Below are 18,232 nucleotides of genomic sequence, written 5' to 3'. Positions count from 1 at the left end.
CTCAGCGGGCCGGAGTGGCGGGGGTGGCGCTCTCGGCGAGGACGGTGACGCCCTCACCGGTCACGGAGAGGAAGCCGCCGGCGACGTCGTACGCCACCTGCTGGCCGCCGGCCTGCTTGATGCGGACCTGGCTGGGTTCCGCGAGCTGGCCGAGCAGCGGCGCGTGGCCCGGAAGCACACCCAGCTCACCCTCGGTCGTCCGGGCGACGACCATCTCGGCCTCGCCGGACCAGACCTTCTCCTCGACGGCTACGAGCTCGACGTGAAGCTGCTGTGCCACGCTGTCTCCTTGCTGCGGCGGCGGATTGCCGAAAGTCTAGTCGCGACCCCGAGGGCCACCCAACGCGGGTGGCGAGAGCTGCGCCACGGGCGGCGCCGGTGCCACGCGAGCGGGGCCCGGCGTGCGCCGGGGCCCGCTCGCGCTCACGTTAACTGTTCTTCTGCTTGAAGTCGGGGTGCTCCAGCATGAAGGCGTCCACCTGTTCGGTGCGGATGGCGGTGAAGAAGTCCTGCGCCGCCGGCAGCAGCCGTTCCCCCTTGTACGCCGAGCCAGCGCCGATGGCCCCGCCGGGCAGCTTGATGGTCTCGATCTTGTCCGACCGGATGCCCTTCAGGGCGATCGCGAAGTCGACCACGCTGTTGCCGCGGCCGTTGAAGATGAGCGAGTGGCCGGCGGCCCGGACGACCCGGTCCAGCTTGATCGGGTTGGTCACCACGTCGGCGCTGAGCGCCTGGTTGACCATCGCCTTGATGAACTGCTGCTGGTGCCGCTGCCGGCCGTAGTCGGCGTCCGGCACGCCGTTCTTCGGGTAGCGCTGGCGGACGTAGTCCAGCGCCTGCCAGCCGTTGAGGTGCGCGTTGCCCTTCTTGTACTCGGCCTGCGGGCCGAGATAGCCCCCGCCGCCCGGCTTCAGCTGGCGCGCCTTGCCGTCCGGCTTCAGGTGCTCGGACTTCACGTCCCGCTCGATGGACATGTCGACGCCACCCATCGCGTCGACGATCTTCTTGAAGCCGGTGAAGTTGATGATCGCGCCGGCGTCGAAGCGCTCGATCCCGGTGACCTGCTGCACGGTCTTGGCGAGCAGCTCGAAGCCGCGCGCGGCGTCCGGGTTCTGGCCCGGGACCCGGCTGCCGAACGACATGGCCGCGTTCAGCTTGTCCGTCTTCCCGGCGAAGTTCGCCTTGGGGAACGCGGGGATGTCCACCCGCAGGTCCCGGGGCAGCGAGAAGAGGTAGCCGCGGTCCATCCCGGCCGGCACGTGCAGGATCATGATCGAGTCCGCCAGCGGCGGGGTCTCCGGGTTGCGGGGGTCGATGCCGACCAGCAGGATGTTCAGCGGGCCCTTGATGTTGCTCTTGCGCTGCTGGGCGCCGGCCGCCTGGTCGCCGAAGAGGTCGCCCTTGCCGACCGCGCCCTCGTAGCGGGACAGCAGCGTCTCGTAGCCCACCAGCACCGCGCCGCTGAGCACCATGAGGACCACACCGAAGGCGGTGCACACGCGGGCCCAGCGGGGCACCCCGCGCCAGAAGGACCGCTTGCCGCCGTCCGTGCCGGCCTTACCCACGAGCATCTCCATTCGTCGCGCCCATGACTGGAAGACGGGCCCACGCGACCGTTTCGTTGCAGAGATCAACACTCCTATGTGAGCGTCGTGCCACGAACGGTACCCCGCACTCCGGGGAGCCGCTTGCCGCCGAAGCGGACATCTGCTAGCACCGGCCCCAAACGGAGGGAGGCCACCCCGGCTGACGCCGGGGTGGCCTCCACTGGGTGTGACCTAGGTCTAACCCTCCATCAGCTCCTTGGCCTTGGCTTCGAGGTCCTCGAGACCGCCGCACATGAAGAACGCCTGCTCGGGGAAGTGGTCGTACTCGCCCTCGCTGATCTTCTTGAACGCCTCGATGGTCTCGGCGATCGGGACCGTCGAGCCCGGCACGCCGGTGAACTGCTCCGCCGCGTAGGTGTTCTGCGACAGGAAGCGCTCGATCCGCCGGGCGCGCTGCACGGTGATCTTGTCTTCCTCGGAGAGCTCCTCGATACCGAGGATGGCGATGATGTCCTGCAGGTCCTTGTAGCGCTGCAGGATCCGCTTCACCTCGGTGGCCACCGCGAAGTGCTCCTGGCCGACGAACTCCGGGGCGAGGATCCGGGACGAGGACGCCAGCGGGTCCACGGCCGGGTAGATGCCCTTGTCGGAGATCGACCGCTCCAGGTTGGTGGTCGCGTCCAGGTGGGCGAACGTGGTGGCCGGCGCCGGGTCGGTGTAGTCGTCGGCGGGCACGTAGATCGCCTGCATCGAGGTGATGGCCTGGCCCCGGACGGAGGTGATCCGCTCCTGGAGCTCGCCCATCTCGTCGGCCAGGGTCGGCTGGTAACCCACGGCGCTCGGCATGCGGCCCAGCAGCGTGGAGACCTCGGAACCGGCCTGGGTGAAGCGGAAGATGTTGTCAATGAAGAGCAGCACCTCCTGCTTCTTCACGTCACGGAAGTACTCCGCCATGGTCAGCGCGGACAGCGCCACCCGCAGCCGGGTGCCCGGCGGCTCGTCCATCTGGCCGTAGACCAGCGCCGTCTTGTCGATGACACCGGACTCGGTCATCTCGGCGATGAGGTCGTTGCCCTCGCGGGTGCGCTCACCCACGCCCGCGAAGACCGAGGTGCCACCGAAGTTCCGGGCCACCCGGGTGATCATCTCCTGGATGAGCACCGTCTTGCCCACGCCGGCGCCGCCGAACAGGCCGATCTTGCCACCCTTGACGTACGGGGCGAGCAGGTCGATGACCTTGATGCCGGTCTCCAGCATCTCGGTCTTCGGCTCCAGGTCCGCGAAGGCCGGGGCCTTGCGGTGGATGCCCCACCGGTCGTCGGCCTCGATGGTCTCACCCTCGGTGAGGTTGAGGCACTCGCCGATCGCGTTGAAGACGTGACCCTTGACCGCGTCGCCCACCGGAACGGTGATCGGCAAGCCGGAGTCGCGCACCTCGGCGCCGCGGACCAGGCCGTCGGTCGGCTGCATTGAGATGGCGCGGACCATGTTGTCACCCAGGTGCTGGGCGACCTCCAGGGTCAGCGTCTTCTCGCCGCCGGAGAGCGTCACGTCGACGTGCATGGCGTTGAACAGGGCCGGCATGGCGTCGCGCGGGAACTCGGCGTCGACGACCGGGCCGATGACCCGGACCACGCGACCTGTGGCCGTCTTGGTCTCTACTGGGGCAGTCATCACACTTCACTTCCCGACGCGGCGAGCGCGTTCGCGCCGCCGACGATCTCGCTGATCTCCTGGGTGATCCCGGCCTGACGGGCCGTGTTCATCTCACGCGTGTACTTCTCGATCATCTCTTCGGCGTTGTCGGTGGCGCTCTTCATCGCCCGCCGCCGGGCCGCCGACTCGCTCGCCGCCGACTCGATCAACGCCGCGTAGATCCGCGTGTTGATGTACTTCGGCAGCAGCGCGTCGAGCAGCGCCTCCGCCTCCGGCTCGAACTCGTACGCCGGCAGCAGCCCCTCGGACCGCGGACGGTCCTCGACCTGCATCGGGCCAATGATCTTCGCGACCGGCGTCTGGGTCATCAGGGAGTGGAACTCGGTGTAGACGATGTGCAGCTCGTCGATGCCGAGCACCCCGTCCGCCCCGGCCCCGCCGTCGACGTCGTCCGCGCCGCCGGTGAACGCCTTGATCAGCGTCTCGCCCACCTGGCGGGCATCTGAGAAGGACGGCTGCTCGGAGAAGCCGGTCCAGTTCGCCTCGATCGGCCGGTTGCGGAACCGGTAGAACCCGACGCCCTTGCGCCCGACGACGTAGAGCACCGGCTCCTTGCCGTCGGCCTTGAGCCGGGCGATCAGCGACTCCGCCGTCCTGATCGCGTTGGAGCTGTAACCGCCGGCCAGGCCCCGGTCGCTGGTGACCAGCAGGACGCCGGCCCGCCGCACCCGCTCACGCGGGGTGAGCAGCGGGTGGTCGATCCGCGCGTTGGACGCCAGCGCCGTGAGCACGCCGGTGATGGCCTGGGCGTACGGCAGCGACGCCGCCACCCGGGCCTGGGACTTGGCGATCCGGCTCGTCGCCACGAGCTCCATCGCCTTGGTGATCTTCTTCATCCCCTTCGCCGAGCGGATCCGCTGGCGAAGAACGCGAACCTGGGCCGCCATGGATCAGCTCTCTACCGGGCGGTCGGTCGAGCCGTCCCGGAAGCGGGTCACCGTCTCGCGGTTCTCCTCGCCCTCCAGCGGCTTGGCCGGCGCCTCGTTGATCCGCTGCTCGTCCTCCTTGCCCAGGAACATCTGCTTGAACTCGGTGATGGCCTGGTCCAGGGTGCCGATGATCTCGTCGTCCCACTTGTTGTCGGCAATCGCCACGAGGGTGCCCTCGTGCTTGTGCCGGAGGTACTGGAGGAACTCCGACTCGAAGCGGCGGACCTCGCCCACCGGGATGTCGTCCAGCTTGCCCTCGACGCCGGCCCAGACCGAGACGACCTGCTCCTGCACCGGGTACGGCGAGTAGTTCGGCTGCTTGAGCAGCTCGACCAGGCGGGAACCGCGGTCCAGCTGGGCACGGGACGCCCGGTCCAGGTCGGAGGCGAAGGCGGCGAACGCCTCCAGCTCGCGGAACTGGGCCAGGTTCAGCCGCAGCGAACCGGCGACCTTCCGCATCGGCTTCACCTGCGCGGCGCCACCGACCCGGGAGACCGAGGTACCGACGTTGATGGCCGGCCGGACGCCCTGGTTGAACAGGTCGGTCTCCAGGAAGATCTGACCGTCGGTGATCGAGATGACGTTGGTCGGGATGAAGGCCGAGATGTCGTTGGCCTTCGTCTCGATGATCGGCAGACCGGTCATCGAGCCGCCACCCAGCTCGTCGGAGAGCTTCGCGCAGCGCTCCAGCAGGCGGGAGTGCAGGTAGAAGACGTCACCCGGGTACGCCTCGCGGCCCGGCGGGCGGCGCAGCAGCAGGGACACGGCGCGGTACGCCTCGGCCTGCTTGCTCAGGTCGTCGAAGATGATCAGGACGTGCTTGCCGCCGTACATCCAGTGCTGTCCGATGGACGAACCGGTGTAGGGGGCGAGGTACTTGAAGCCGGCCGGGTCGGAGGCCGGGGAGGCGACGATGGTGGTGTACTCCATCGCGCCCGCCTCCTCCAGGATGCCCTTGATCGAGGCGATCGTGGAGGCCTTCTGGCCGATGGCGACGTAGATGCAGCGGACCTGCTTCTTCGGGTCGCCGGAGCGCCAGTTGTCCCGCTGGTTGAGCACGGCGTCCAGGGCGACCGTGGTCTTACCGGTCTTGCGGTCACCGATGATCAGCTGCCGCTGGCCCCGACCGATCGGGGTCATCGCGTCGACCGCCTTGATACCGGTCTGCAGCGGCTCGAAGACGGACTGCCGGGCCATCACGTTCGGGGCCTGGAGCTCCAGCTCGCGGAAGCCCTCGTTGGCGATGTCGCCGAGCCCGTCGATCGGCTGGCCGAGCGCGTCCACCACCCGGCCGAGGAAGGCGTCGCCGACCGGAACCGAGAGCACCCGGCCGGTGCGCTTGACGCGCTGCCCCTCCTCGAGCTTCGCGGAGTCACCGAGAACGACGACACCGATCTCCCGGACGTCGAGGTTCAGCGCCACACCGAGCGTGCCGTCCTCGAACTCCAGGAGCTCGTTGGTCATGGTCGAGGGCAGGCCCTCGACGTGGGCGATGCCGTCACCGGTGTCGGCGACGGTGCCGACCTCCTCGCGGGAGACGTCGGTCGAGTAGGAGGAGACGTAGCGCTCCAGGGCGCCGCGGATCTCCTCCGTCGAGATGGTCAGCTCGGCCATCCTCTGCTTCCTTAAATTTCAGGGGCCCGGGATACCTAGTACCGACCGGTCCGATGGCGTCGAATCAGGGCTGCGGAGACGCTGGTCAGCGCTTCGCGAGCGCGTTGCGGGTCTCGTTGAGGCGGCGCAGGACGGTGCCGTCGTACAGGTCGGAACCGACCCGCACGCTCACCCCACCGAGCACCTCGGGGTCGACCGTCTGCTTGACGGAAACCTCTCGACCGTACATCTCGGAGAGGCGGGCACCGAGGCGTCGCTCCTCCTCGTCACTCAGCGGGGCGGCCACGGTCACGTACGCGACCTGGCGGTCCCGCCGGTCGGCGGCCAGCTCGACCAGCCGGGTGAGCGCCCCGGTGAAGGAGCGTCCCCCGAACCCGCCGAGCGCCGCCTCGACGAGGCGGACGGTGATCGGCCGGGCCTTGCCGGCGAGCAGCTCCCGGGCCAGCGCGGCCCGCTGCCCGACCGGCGCGATCGGGTCGGCGAGCGCGTTGGACAGCGCCGACTGACCGGCGACGACCTGGCCGAAGCGGAACAGCTCGTCCTCGACCTCACCGAGATCGCCGGCTTTGTCGGCGCTGGCCAGCAGCGCCTCGACGCCGAGCCGCTCGACGCCGTCGAGCAGTTCCGACGGCGCCGACCAGCGGCCGGAGACCAGCGAGGCGAGCAGGTCCAGCGACTCGGCACCGATTTTGCCCCGCAGCATCTCGCCGAGCAGACCGGAGCGGTCGGCACCGGAGCGGGCCGGGTCGGAGAGCGCCCGGCGCAGCCGCGGCTCGCGCCGCAGCAGGTCGGCGACGGAGAGGATGTCGTCGGCGGTGGTGGCCACCGCCGACGGCTCCGCGCCGCGGACGTACGCGTCGAGCCGCTCGGCCGCGACCTTGTACGACTCCCGGCTGGCGGCCTGCATCAGCGGGCCCCCGCGCTCTCGAGACCGCTCAGGAACCGGTCCACGGTGCCCTTGCGCCGCGCCTCGTCGGCCAGCGACTCACCGACGATCTTGCTGGCCAGGTCCACCGCGATGGTGCCGACCTCGGTGCGCAGCTCGCGCACGATGGTGGCCCGCTCGGCGGCGAGCTGCTCCTTGCCGGCCGCGATGATCCGGTCGGACTCCTCCCGCGCCTTGGCGAGGATGTCCTGACGGATGCCCTCGGAGTCGGCCCGGGCGTCGTCCCGGATCTTGGCGGCGTCGGTACGGGCCTCGGCGAGCTGCGCCCGGTACTGCTCGAGCAGCTGGTTGGCCTCGGCCTGGGCGGCCTCGGCGCGCTTGATGCCGCCCTCGATCGCGTCGACCCGAGCCTGGAACGTCTGCTCCATGCGGGGGAAGACGAACTTCATCAGCACGAAGCAGAGCAGGATGAAGGCGATCCCGCCGACCACGATCTCCTGCCAGGCAGGGATGATCGGGTTGTGGGTCGCTGCACCACCCTCAGCGGCGAGGAAGAACATGGGTGACCTCCCGGTCGAGGGGCGGAATTAAGAGAGCGTGCCCTGCCAGATGAAGCCGAACGCGATGCCCAGCAGCGCGAGCGCCTCGATGACGGCGAAGCCGATCCAGACGTACGGCAGGGTCATCCGGGACGACTCCGGCTGCCGGGCGGTCGACTGGATGTAGGCGGCGAAGACCAGGCCGACGCCGATACCGGGACCGATGGCGGCGAGGCCGTAGCCGATGGCGGCGGTGCTGCCGGAAACCGCGGCGAGAACGTCCATTGGTTGGTTCCTCCTGGGTATCACGCGTGACGGTCACGCGGGACGACAACGGGTTGGTGCGAAGTGGATCAGTGCTCTTCGGCGAGCGCGCCCTGCACGTAGCTGGCGGTCAACACCGTGAAGACGTACGCCTGCAGGACGATCACCAGGAATTCGAGGAAGGTGAGCGCGATGGTCATCACCCACGAGAGCACCGAGACCGGAGCAAGCCAGGCGTTGGCGCTGAGCATCGCGAAGCCGCCGAGCGTGAAGACCAGCAGAAGCATGTGGCCGGCGAACATGTTCGCGAAGAGACGGACGGCCAGCGAGAACGGCCGGACCAGGAAAGTCGAGAAGAACTCGATCGGGATCAGCAGCGGCAGGATGTACCAGGGCGCCGGCGGGATCAGAGAGTTCTTGAAGTACTTCACGAAGCCGTGGTGCCGGATGCCGATGTAGTTGAACAGCACGTAGCTGATCACGGCGAGGAAGGCCGGGAAGGCGATGTGCGAGTTCGGCGAGATCTGGAAGAACGGGATGATCGCGAACGCGTTCGTCAGCAGGACGAAGCAGAACAGCGTGGTGAAGTACGGCGCGAACCGCACCCCCGCGTGCCCGATCATGTCGACCGCGATGTTGTTTCGCACGAAACCGTAGATCGACTCGGCGAACCACTGCTTCTTCGTCGGCACCAGCTGCGGCTTACGGTAGCTGGCCAGGAAGAAGATGATCAGGACGCCGACGGCGACCCAGACCATCGCAGTGATCTTGGTGAACCAGTACGAGTCGTGCGCACCCCAGGGCAGGATGCTGGGCAGGTAGAAGTCCTCCACGCTGGGTGGGAATTCCGCCTGGCCCGCTGCCAGGACGTTCGCCTGTCCGAACACCGCGTCCCTTCCTAAGTAGGCGTGCCGAGTCGGCGGACGACCAGGACGATCCCCCCGGCCATGCCGAGCACGACGCCGATGCCGGTGGCGATGCCACCGGAGTCGAGCCACTGGTCGACCACCCAGCCGATGAAACCCCACACGAGCATGCCCCCGATGAGGTAGCTGAGCGCGGTCCAACCCTGGCCGGCACCGGACGGAACGTCGTCGGAACCGCCAGTGCTGGGGGGTTTCTGGTCACCGGCCATGACGGGGCGAACGATATCAGTCGAGTGGACGAGGCTGTGCCTCACCCCCCGCACAACCTTGTTGTGTGGGACACGGGCGGGCGAAGTCGTCTGGAGGCACGCTACTCCCCTCCCGCCACTGAGAGAATGACCGATCGCGGACACTTCGGCGCGCCGTCCGAAGGGTGGGACGCCTCAGTGGACGCGGCGGGCGTGCACCGTGGTCAGCCACCAGATGTGCACGCCGGTCCAGACCGCCACGCCGGCTGCGATGCCCAGGCAGAGCGGGATCAGCCCCGACCAGCCGGTCGACGCCACCCCGATCATCACCGCCCCCAGCAGGGTGAACTTCGCCGCGTAGAGACCCAGCCCGAACGGCAGCACGAGCTTTGGGTCGCGGGCGTCGGCCCAGGCCAGCACGACCGTGGTGACGGTGTAGCTGACCGCAGTGACGGCCACCCCGGCGGCCGCGCCCAGCGCCGCGTCCGCCCCGCCGGTCACTCCGCCGACCACCGCCGCGAGGGCGCCCAGCACCGCCGAGGTGATCACCAGCACCGGCAGGTGGCGCAACCGCCAGCCGCGGTCCGCGGCCGCGTCCGCCGCGCGGACCCCGGGCTCAGCCACGGGGGTACGCCGGGAAGGCGGCGACCAGATCGGCCACGTCGGCGGCGATCCGGGTCAGCTCGTCGGCGCCGCCCGGACCGGCCGGGTCGGTGCGTACGGCCCGGGCGATCAGCGCGGCCACCTGCCGCATCTCCCCCTCGCGCATGCCCTGGGTGGTGACGCTCGGCGTACCCACCCGGATGCCCGAGGCGACCATCGGCGGCTGCGGGTCGTACGGGATGGCGTTCTTGTTCAGGGTGACCGCCGCGGCGTCGCAGCGGGCCTCCGCCGCGGCGCCGGTCACCCCGACCTCGTGCAGGTCGATCAGGGCGAGGTGGGTGTCGGTGCCGCCGGAGACCGGGCGCATCCCCTCGGCGGCCAGGCCGGCGGCGAGCGCCTGGGCGTTGCTCACCACCTGGGAGGCGTACGCCCGGAACTCGGGCTGGGCGGCCTCGCGCAGCGCGACGGCCTTGGCCGCGACGGCGTGCATCAGCGGGCCACCCTGGGTGAACGGGAAGACCGCCTTGTCGATCCGGGGCGCCAGCGACTCCCGGCAGAGGATCATGCCGCCGCGCGGGCCGCGCAGCACCTTGTGGGTGGTGGCGCAGACGACGTCGGCGTACGGCACCGGCGACGGGACGGCCCGCCCGGCGACCAGGCCGATGAAGTGCGCCGCGTCCACCATCAGGTACGCGTCGACCTCGTCGGCGATCTCCCGGAACCGGGCGAAGTCGATCAGCCGGGGGTAGGCGGTGGCCCCACAGATGATCACCTTCGGGCGGTGCGCCCGGGCGAGGTCGCGCACCTCGTCGTAGTCGATCAGCTCGGTGTCCGGCCGGACGCTGTAGCCGACGGTGTGGAACCACTTGCCGGAGAAGTTCACCCGGCTGCCGTGGGTCAGGTGCCCGCCGTGCGGCAGGCCCATCGCCAGCACGGTGTCTCCCGGCTGCACCAGCGCCGCGTACGCGGCCAGGTTGGCGCTGGCGCCGGAGTGCGGCTGGAGATTGGCGTGCTCCGCGCCGAAGAGCTCCTTCGCCCGGGCGATGCCGATCTCCTCGGCCCGGTCCACCTCGGCGCAGCCGCCGTAGTAGCGCCGGCCCGGGTAGCCCTCGGCGTACTTGTTGGTCAGCGTCGAGCCGAGCGCGGCGAGCACCGCTGGAGACGTCAGGTTCTCGCTCGCGATCAGCTGCAGGCCCCCACGCAGCCGCTCCAGCTCACCCAGCACCACCCCGGCGATCTCCGGGTCGACGGCACTGAGCTGCTGGAAGTCCGGCCCCCAGAAGGTGTCCCTCGCATTGTCCACAGCGAAGGAGTCTATGGGGCCGCACACTGGGAGTCGTGCGATGCCTCGTCACCGGAGCCACGGGTTACCTCGGCGGGCGCCTCGCGCCCCGGCTGCTGGCGGAGGGGCACACCGTACGCTGCCTGGCCCGCAAGGCCGGCCGGCTGCGCGACGTGCCGTGGGCGTCCCGGACCGAGATCGCCGAGGGGGACCTGCGCCGGCCGGAGACGCTGCCGGCCGCGTTCGACGGCGTGGACATGGCGTACTACCTGGTGCACTCGCTCGGCCAGGCCGGTTTCGAGGCCGCCGACCGGGAGGCGGCGACGAACTTCGCGGAGGCGGCCCGCGCGGCCGGCGTACGGCGGATCGTCTACCTGGGCGGGCCGGAACCCGCCGCGGACCAGGAGGTCCCGTCGCCACACCTGCGGTCCCGGGCCGAGGTGGGGCGGATCCTGCTGGCCAGCGGGGTGCCCGCGGCGGTGCTCCGGGCCGCGGTCATCATCGGGTCCGGCTCCGCTTCGTTCGAGATGCTGCGGTACCTGACCGAGCGGCTGCCCGCGATGGTCACCCCGCGCTGGGTGCGCAACCGGATCCAGCCGATCGCCGTCCGCGACGTGCTGCGCTACCTGGTCGGCTGCGCGGAGCTGCCGCCCGAGGTGAACCGGGCCTTCGACATCGGCGGCCCGGACGTGCTGACCTTCCAGGAGATGATGCAGCGGTACGCCCGGGTGGCCGGGCTGCGCCGCCGGCTCATCGTGCCGGTGCGGCCGCTGACGCCGTCGCTCTCCTCGCACTGGGTCGGCCTGATCACCCCGGTGCCGAACGCCATCGCGCGGCCGCTGGTGGAGAGCCTGGTCCACGAGGCGGTCGCCCACGAACACGACATCGCCCGGTACGTCCCCGACCCGCCCGGCGGGCTGACCGGCTTCGACGAGGCGGTCGCCCTGGCTCTGGCCAAGGTGCGGGACGCCGAGGTGGAGACCCGCTGGTCGAACGCGAGCGGGCCGGACGCGCCCGCCGAGCCGCTGCCCACCGATCCGGAGTGGTCCGGCGGCACGGTCTACACCGACGTCCGCGAGCGGGCGGTGAGCGCCCCGACCGGCGCGCTGTGGCGGGTCATCGAGGGGGTCGGCGGCGAACACGGCTGGTACTCGTTCCCGCTGGCCTGGTCGGTGCGCGGCTGGCTGGACCGGCTGATCGGCGGGGTGGGGCTGCGCCGGGGCCGGCGCGACCCGCACCGCCTCCAGGTCGGCGAGGCGCTGGACTTCTGGCGGGTCGAGGAGATCGTCCCCGGTGAGCTGCTGCGGTTGCGCGCCGAGATGCGGCTGCCCGGCCGCGCCTGGCTGGAGATGCGCGCCGAGCCGGCCGGCGACGGCCGCAGCCGCTACGTCCAGCGCGCCGTCTTCCTCCCCCGCGGCCTGCCCGGGCACGCGTACTGGGCCTCGGTCGCCCCGTTCCACGCCATCGTCTTCGGCGGCATGGCCCGCAACATCGCCCGCGGCGCCGAACACCTCACCCCCTGACCCCGCCCCCCAGCCCTCCCGCGCTCCCTTTCTCGCGATCTCGCACTTGGGGTCGCTGTTCTGCGGCTTACGCCCCTTTCGCCAGGGCGCAAAGTGCAAGATCAGCGGGGCGGGGGGTCAGTTGCCGGTGCGGGGGGCGGTCACGCGGTAGGCGGTGGTCTGGTTGGGGGGGACGAAGTCGAGGATCGGCTGGTTGCGGAGGGCGTACGCGAGGAGGTTGCCCACCGCGGCGATCTGCCGGGCCTGGACGCCGCCGCCGACCGCGTCCCTGGGGTCGTCCGGGTTGGCGGCGATAGTGGCCACCGCGAGCTGCGGGGTGAAGGCCACCACCGTCTCCGTGGCGTTCCGGTCCGAGCTGCCGGTCTTGCCGGCCAGCGGCCGGCGCAGCCCGGGCTGGAGCTCCTCGGCGGTGCCGCCGTCGCAGCGCCGGTACATCGACTGGTCGCCGACCGGGCAGCGGGATGCGTCCGCCGCCGCCCGGGCCACCTCGGTGTCGATCACCTGCCGGCAGTCCGGATCCCCGGCGGCCACCTTCCGGCCGGCGCTGTCGCTGATCGAGGTGACCGGCGTCGGGGCGCACCAGGTTCCCTCGGCCGCCACCGTGGCGTACGCGTTGGCCAGGTCCAGCGGGGTGGTGGCGGCGACGCCGAGGGTGAACGGCCCCCAGCTCTTCGCGCCGTAGCGGGCCAGCGCGGCGTCATCCTTGGCGCGCAGCACGATGCCGAGCCGCTGCGCCATCTCCACCACCCGGGCCGCGCCCACCTTCTCGGTCAGCCAGGCGAAGTAGGTGTTCACCGAGCGGCCGAAGGCGCTCCACATGGTGCGGTTGCCGTCCATCCACTCCGGGTTGGCGTTGGTCGGGCACCAGTAACCGCCGCAGCTGGCCGAGCCGCCGTCGACCGAGTAGTCGGTGACGATCCGGGACGGCGCGTCGAAGGTGGTGGCCAGCGGCAGCCCCGACTCCAGGGCGGCCAGCAGGGCGAACAGCTTGAACGTCGAGCCGGCCTGGTAGCCGACGATGCCCCCGCCGCCGGCGACGAGCTGGTTGACGGTGTTCGGGTAGTTCCGCTGGCCGGACGGGTTGGCCGCCACGCTGAAGTTCCGGTTCACCGCCATGGCCAGCACCCGGCCGCTGCCCGGCTGGACCACCGCGGTCGGCGCGGCCCGCTTGTTGCTGGCGGCGTAGATGCTCAGCACCTGCTCGGTGGCCTTGCGCTGCACGTCCGGGTCGAGCGAGGAGACGATCCTGAAGCCGCCGCGGCGCAGCGTCCGCTGCCGCTCGTCGGCGGAGGCACCGAAGGCCGGCTGCGCCTTCCACCACTGGGTGAACCAGTCGCAGAAGAAGCCCCAGTCGATGTGCTCGGCGGGCACGGCGGCGCAGTCGTTCGGCGTCGCGCTGGGTCGCAGCCTGAGCTGTTCGTCCTTGGCCCGGGCGGCGTCGGCGGCGGCGACCTGGCCGGTCTCCGCCATCCGGTCCAGCACGTACGCCCGGCGGCGCAGCGCCGCGTCGGCGTCGCCGTTGATCGGGTCGTCGCTGTCGGGTGAGCGGACCAGGCCGGCGAGCAGCGCCGCCTGGGCCAGGGTCAGCTTCGCCGGCTCGGTGGAGAAGTAGCGCTTGCTGGCCGCCGCGATGCCGTACGCGCCGGCCCCGAAGTAGGCGATGTTCAGGTAGCGGCTGAGGATCTGGTCCTTGTCGAGCTCCCGCTCCAGGGACAGCGCGTACCGCATCTCCCGGATCTTGCGGCCGGCGGTGACCTCGGTGGCCCGGGCCCGCTGCTCCTTGGTCAACCGCGGGTCGCTGGCCAGCGCGTTGCGGACGTACTGCATGGTCAGCGTGGAGGCGCCCTGCCGGGTCGCGCCGTCGCGTTGGTTGACGGTGAAGGCCCGGACCACGCCGCGGACGTCGACCCCGTGGTGCTGGTAGAACCGGACGTCCTCGGCGGCCACGATGGCCTGCCGCATCACCGGGGCCACCTCGCTCACCGGCACGTCCACCCGGTCCTCGACGTAGAAGGAGGTGATCAGGGTGTGGCCGTCGTTGGCGTAGAGGTTGGACCGCTGCGCCGGCTGCGGCGTCCGCAGCGACTCGGGCAGCTCCGAGTAGGGCATCAGACCCTTGAAGCCGAGCCCGAACACCAGCGCCAGCGGCAGCGCGGCCGCCGCCAGGGCCAGCCCGGCGAGCACGCCGGCGAGCGCGACGGTGAACAACTTGTCGAGATGGGCCCGGTTCATCAGCTCTCCCCGCAGGAGCCGGCCACGTTCGGACCCGTTCAGGATGCCGGAAACGACGGTCACACCGCCTTCTTCCCCCGAAACACGCAGAAATTTCGCGGAGAAGGATGAAGGTGGACAGAAACCCCAACGTCAGGGGCGGAAGGGCTCAGGGCAGCAGCGCGGCGGCCAGCGGGTGAACCGTCTCCTCGATCTCGTCGGCGACCCGGCTGAAGCACTGGTCGCCACGACCCCACGGGTCGTCGAGGTCGTCCGCGGGCAGCGCGGCGGCCCCCTGCCGGGCCGCGTCCGCGGCGGCCACCAGGGCCACCCCGCGGGCGTACACGGCATCCGGGGTGGCCTCCATCGGGGGCAGCCCGGCGGCGTCCACGGCGGCCAGCAGCCGACCGAACTCGCCCAGCACGAAGGTGCGCGCCGCCGCGTCCGGGCGCAGTGCCACCACGTACTCCTGCTGGTCGACGGTGGCGGTCAGGACCAGGTCCGCCGCGTCGATCAGATCCGACCGGAGCTTGCGGGCGGCGAACCCGTCCACGTCACCGCCGCGCGACACCACCTGCCGGGCCGCCGGCGGATTCATCTCCTCGCCCGCGTGCCAGCCCCCGGTGCCGGCGCTGTGGCTGTGCAGCAGCTCGTCCGAGCGGGTCGGGTCGGCCCCGAGCCGGCCCAGCCGCTCCCGCACCGCGAGCACCAGCAGCCGTTCGGCCATCGGCGAACGGCAGATGTTGCCCATGCACACGTGCAGGACGGTGAACGGCGGCACTCAGACCCCCCGCTCGTCGAGGATCTCCGGCACCACGTCGCGCAACTTCTCCAACGGCACCGCGCCCTGGCGCAGCACCCGGGGCACCTCGCCGGTGAGGTCGACGATGGTGCTCGGCACCGGGTCCGGGGCGGGCCCGGCCTCCAGGTAGGCGCGCACCGAATAGCCGAGCTGGTCCCGGGCCTCCTCGGCGGTCACCGCGGCCGGCTGGCCGACCTTGTTGGCCGATGCCACCGCCATCGGGCCGGTCTCCCGCAGTACCTCAAGGGCCACCGGGTGCAGCGGCATCCGCACCGCCACCGTGCCGCTGGAGTCACCGAGATCCCAGGCCAGGCTCGGCGAGTGCTCCACCACGATGGTCAGCGCGCCCGGCCAGAACGCCTCGACCAGCTCGCGCGCCGAACGGGGCAGCGAGAACACCAGGCCGTCGAGGGTGTGCCGCGACCCGATCAGCACCGGCGGCGCCTGCCGCGAGCCGCCCTTGGCGTCCGCGAGCGCCTTCACCGCGTACGGGGTGAAGGCGTCCGCGCCGATCCCGTAGACCGTGTCGGTCGGCAGGACGACGAGTTCACCGTTCTTGACCGCCTCGATGGCAGCGGCGATGCCGCGGTCCCGGTCGGCGGGCGACCGACAGTCGTAGAGCATCACGAGGAGCCAGTCTGCCACGCCGGGCCGCCGGCGGCGTGCTGGCCGTCCGCCCGCCGGGACGCGGTGGCGAACCGGGGCCGGCCGACCAGGTCCCGGTGCTCCGCCACGGCGGTGAACCGGCCGTCCCTGGCGAGCAGGTCCGGCACCGCCGCGCCGTGCGTGTCGTCGTGCTCGACGCCGAGCACCCCGCCGGGGCGCAGCAGCTCGGCGGCGCGGCCGATCACCGGCCGGATCACCGCCAGCCCGTCCGCCCCGCCGAAGACCGCCTCGTCCGGATCGTGTCCGGCCACCTCCGGCGGCACCGCCACCGACCGGGGCACGTACGGCGGGTTGCAGAGCAGCACGTCGACCCGGCCGACCAGCTCAGCCAACAACTCCGGGTCGGTCACGTCGGCGGCCACCACCTCGATCGGGGGGTCCCCCGCGGCGGCCCGGTCCGCGGCGTTGCGCCGCAGCCACGCCAGCGCCGCCGGCGACCGCTCCACCGCCACCACCCGGGCGTCCGGCAGTTCCTGGCCGACGGAGAGGGCGATCGCGCCGGAACCGCTGCACAGGTCCACCACCAGCGGCGCGGGGTGGCGTCGCCCCTGCTCGATCCCCCAGCCGGCGAGCAGTTCGGTCTCCGGCCGGGGCACGAACACGCCCGGGCCGACCGCCAGCTCCAGGTGCCGGAAGCCGGCGACGCCGGTCAGGTGCTGCAACGGCTCCCGGGCGACCCGCCGGCCAACCAACGCCTCGAAACGGTCGAGGTCGTCGGCGCCGAACCCGTCGGCCAGGGCCAGCCGGCCCCGGGGCACGCCCAGCACGTACGCGGCCAGCAGCTCGGCCTCCGCCCGGGGCGCCTCGACCCCCGCCTCGGCCAGCGCGCGGGCGGCCCGGGCTATCGCCAACGAGGGCCGCTCGCGTTCTGTCCCTTCGGACGGGTGTTGCGGGAGAGAGGTCACGACATAATCATGAAGCGTCGCGGGTCGCAGCACGAGCGGGTGCGTCCGGGCGCACACCGACAGGGAGGTCGCGGGTGGTTTGGCTCGACCGGGTCGAAGACCAGGTTGACGCCCTCCGGCATGCCCGGGCGTTGCAGGAGGCCAGCCGCTCGGCGGAGGCCTGCGCCGTCCTCGACCGGGTCATCCGCACCACCAGCGACCCGAACACCCGCGCCGACGCCCTCGTCCAGCGCCTCTCCGCGCTGATCAATCTCGGTCGGACGGCGGAGTTCACCCGGGCCATCGAGGACGCGTCCGCCGCCACCCGCGACCTGGCCGAGCCGTACCTGCGCGGGCATCTCAACGCGCTGGCCGCGCTGGCCGCGCACCACCAGGGGGCGCTGGACCGCTGCGTCACCCACTTGGTCAAGGCCTCGCGGTGGCTGGGCACCGTCGACGACCCGGACCGGGACACCGCCTGGGGCTGGCACGACCTGGCGATGGCCTACTCCTACCTCAGCTTCCACGGCCACGCCCTCGGGGCGATCGAACGGGCCCGCCAGGTCGGGCTGGCCGCCGGCATCCCGGAGGAGACCTTCGCCGCCCCCGGCATCCGGCTGCGCAACGCCGTCGCGCTGGACCACAACGGGGACAGCGACGGCTGCCTGCGGGTGCTCCGGGACGTCGCCGGGGACCTCAACCGGTTCCTGCGCGCCGGGCGGGCCGGCAACCTGCGGCCGAGCAGTCTGGCCGCGTACGGCTACGCGGCGGCCCGCCGGGCGGCCCTCGGCGACCGGGTGGAGTCGGGCACGGACGCCGACCCGGCCCGGCTGCTGGGCCACGGCGGGGACAGCGCCCGGGCGCGGGACATGCGCCAGCTCGGCCAGGTCTGCCTGGCCGTCGCCGACGGACGGCCGATCGAGGCGGTGACCCGGCTGGAGGCTGCCCAGGTCTCGGACGAGACGCTCGGCGCGGCCGAACCGGCCCGGCTGCGCAGCATCGCCCTGGCCCGGGCCGGCGACCACGCCGCGGCGCACCAGGCCGACCGGCACGCGTTCCGGCTGGCGGCGCAGCGCAGCGACCGGCTGCGCGACGTCTACATCGACGGGATCGCCGCCCGGATCGACCACGAGGAGATGCGCCGGGAGGCGGCCCGGTACGAGGGCGAGGCGCTCACCGACCCGCTGACCGGGCTGCCCAACCGGCGCCGCCTCGAGCGGTACATCGGTGCGGTGGTGGCCCGGGGCGAGCGGGTGGTGATCGGCATCTGCGACCTGGACGGTTTCAAGGCGGTCAACACCCGCCACGGCCACCACTCGGGGGACCTGGTCCTCCAGCGGATCGCCGGAGTGATCAACCGGGTGATGCGGCGCGGCGACTTCGTCGCCCGCTACGGCGGCGACGAGTTCGTGGTGGTGCTGGCGGGAGCCGGGATGTCGGAGGCCGCCGAGGTGGCCCGCCGGATCGACGCGGCGATCCACACCGAGGACTGGGAGTCCCTGGTGCCCGGCACGCCGGTCGGGGTGACCATCGGCTTCGCCGAGGTCAACGGCACCGGCGCGAGCCTGCGGGACGCTCTCGGCGCCGCCTTCGAGCTGGCCGACCGCGAAATGCTCCGCGCCAAGTCCCGCCTCCGCGCCTCCTGACTCCGC

18 protein-coding genes are annotated in these 18,232 nt (G+C 71.7%); 2 read left to right on the top strand and 16 right to left on the bottom strand.

Annotated features, from left to right (window positions below):
• Window position 1: 1 nt before the first annotated feature.
• The 12 genes from OG799_RS34640 to glyA all read right to left on the bottom strand — a co-directional run bounded on the left by OG799_RS34640 (window position 2) and on the right by glyA (window position 10,515).
• The gene (locus tag OG799_RS34640; RefSeq protein ID WP_089012816.1) at window positions 2–280 is read right to left on the bottom strand and encodes a F0F1 ATP synthase subunit epsilon; all 279 of its coding nucleotides are present in this window, start codon (window positions 278–280) and stop codon (window positions 2–4) included.
• A gap of 148 nt (window positions 281–428) precedes the next feature.
• Window positions 429–1,571: an LCP family protein gene (locus tag OG799_RS34635; RefSeq protein ID WP_406046493.1), complete on the bottom strand. Its 1,143-nt coding sequence runs from the start codon at window positions 1,569–1,571 to the stop codon at window positions 429–431.
• Window positions 1,572–1,784: 213 nt separating this feature from the next.
• Window positions 1,785–3,221: a F0F1 ATP synthase subunit beta gene (gene atpD, locus OG799_RS34630; RefSeq protein WP_406041419.1), complete on the bottom strand. Its 1,437-nt coding sequence runs from the start codon at window positions 3,219–3,221 to the stop codon at window positions 1,785–1,787.
• Window positions 3,221–4,150 carry a F0F1 ATP synthase subunit gamma gene (locus OG799_RS34625; RefSeq protein ID WP_406041417.1) on the bottom strand — a complete coding sequence of 310 codons (930 nt, stop codon included), beginning with the start codon at window positions 4,148–4,150 and terminating at the stop codon, window positions 3,221–3,223. The genes atpD and OG799_RS34625 overlap by 1 nt, the downstream gene beginning before the upstream one ends.
• Before the next feature lie 3 nt (window positions 4,151–4,153).
• The gene (gene atpA / locus OG799_RS34620; protein ID WP_406041415.1) at window positions 4,154–5,806 is read right to left on the bottom strand and encodes a F0F1 ATP synthase subunit alpha; all 1,653 of its coding nucleotides are present in this window, start codon (window positions 5,804–5,806) and stop codon (window positions 4,154–4,156) included.
• Window positions 5,807–5,891: 85 nt separating this feature from the next.
• The gene (locus OG799_RS34615; RefSeq protein WP_406041413.1) at window positions 5,892–6,713 is read right to left on the bottom strand and encodes a F0F1 ATP synthase subunit delta; all 822 of its coding nucleotides are present in this window, start codon (window positions 6,711–6,713) and stop codon (window positions 5,892–5,894) included.
• Window positions 6,713–7,252, bottom strand: coding sequence for a F0F1 ATP synthase subunit B (locus OG799_RS34610; RefSeq protein ID WP_406041411.1), 540 nt, complete (start codon window positions 7,250–7,252; stop codon window positions 6,713–6,715). The genes OG799_RS34615 and OG799_RS34610 overlap by 1 nt, the downstream gene beginning before the upstream one ends.
• Window positions 7,253–7,279: 27 nt before the next feature.
• A complete protein-coding gene (locus OG799_RS34605; RefSeq protein ID WP_357110459.1) occupies window positions 7,280–7,516 on the bottom strand; it encodes an ATP synthase F0 subunit C in 237 nt (78 codons plus the stop codon).
• 68 nt (window positions 7,517–7,584) lie between these two features.
• Window positions 7,585–8,382, bottom strand: a complete 798-nt coding sequence (gene atpB, locus OG799_RS34600) for a F0F1 ATP synthase subunit A (RefSeq protein ID WP_406041409.1) — start codon at window positions 8,380–8,382, stop codon at window positions 7,585–7,587.
• Between the two features lie 11 nt (window positions 8,383–8,393).
• Window positions 8,394–8,630, bottom strand: coding sequence for a hypothetical protein (locus OG799_RS34595; RefSeq protein ID WP_406041407.1), 237 nt, complete (start codon window positions 8,628–8,630; stop codon window positions 8,394–8,396).
• A gap of 174 nt (window positions 8,631–8,804) precedes the next feature.
• Complete coding sequence (locus OG799_RS34590; protein WP_406041405.1) at window positions 8,805–9,233, bottom strand: hypothetical protein; 429 nt, start codon at window positions 9,231–9,233, stop codon at window positions 8,805–8,807.
• Window positions 9,226–10,515 carry a serine hydroxymethyltransferase gene (gene glyA / locus OG799_RS34585; protein ID WP_406041403.1) on the bottom strand — a complete coding sequence of 430 codons (1,290 nt, stop codon included), beginning with the start codon at window positions 10,513–10,515 and terminating at the stop codon, window positions 9,226–9,228. Before glyA ends, OG799_RS34590 begins: the two co-directional genes overlap by 8 nt.
• A 35-nt stretch (window positions 10,516–10,550) precedes the next feature.
• Here glyA and OG799_RS34580 point away from each other — a divergent pair, with 35 nt between their 5' ends.
• Window positions 10,551–12,017 carry an SDR family oxidoreductase gene (locus OG799_RS34580; protein ID WP_406041401.1) on the top strand — a complete coding sequence of 489 codons (1,467 nt, stop codon included), beginning with the start codon at window positions 10,551–10,553 and terminating at the stop codon, window positions 12,015–12,017.
• Between the two features lie 117 nt (window positions 12,018–12,134).
• On the opposite strand, the gene OG799_RS34575 is transcribed toward OG799_RS34580, so the two are convergent.
• From OG799_RS34575 to prmC, 4 genes are all read right to left on the bottom strand, one after another.
• A complete protein-coding gene (locus OG799_RS34575) occupies window positions 12,135–14,249 on the bottom strand; it encodes a transglycosylase domain-containing protein (RefSeq protein WP_406041399.1) in 2,115 nt (704 codons plus the stop codon).
• Between the two features lie 148 nt (window positions 14,250–14,397).
• Window positions 14,398–15,009, bottom strand: coding sequence for a phosphotyrosine protein phosphatase (locus OG799_RS34570; protein WP_406041397.1), 612 nt, complete (start codon window positions 15,007–15,009; stop codon window positions 14,398–14,400).
• Window positions 15,010–15,675, bottom strand: coding sequence for an L-threonylcarbamoyladenylate synthase (locus OG799_RS34565; protein WP_406041395.1), 666 nt, complete (start codon window positions 15,673–15,675; stop codon window positions 15,010–15,012).
• On the bottom strand, window positions 15,654–16,601 hold the full coding sequence (gene prmC, locus OG799_RS34560; protein WP_406041393.1) for a peptide chain release factor N(5)-glutamine methyltransferase: 948 nt from the start codon (window positions 16,599–16,601) through the stop codon (window positions 15,654–15,656). Before prmC ends, OG799_RS34565 begins: the two co-directional genes overlap by 22 nt.
• A gap of 74 nt (window positions 16,602–16,675) precedes the next feature.
• Here prmC and OG799_RS34555 point away from each other — a divergent pair, with 74 nt between their 5' ends.
• Window positions 16,676–18,226, top strand: coding sequence for a diguanylate cyclase (locus OG799_RS34555; protein WP_406041391.1), 1,551 nt, complete (start codon window positions 16,676–16,678; stop codon window positions 18,224–18,226).
• The last annotated feature ends 6 nt before the right edge of the window (window positions 18,227–18,232 follow it).

The sequence above is a fragment of the Micromonospora sp. NBC_00898 genome, assembly GCF_045207895.1.
Taxonomy (GTDB): domain Bacteria; phylum Actinomycetota; class Actinomycetes; order Mycobacteriales; family Micromonosporaceae; genus Micromonospora.
This window is presented reverse-complemented; position numbering and strand designations above follow the sequence as displayed.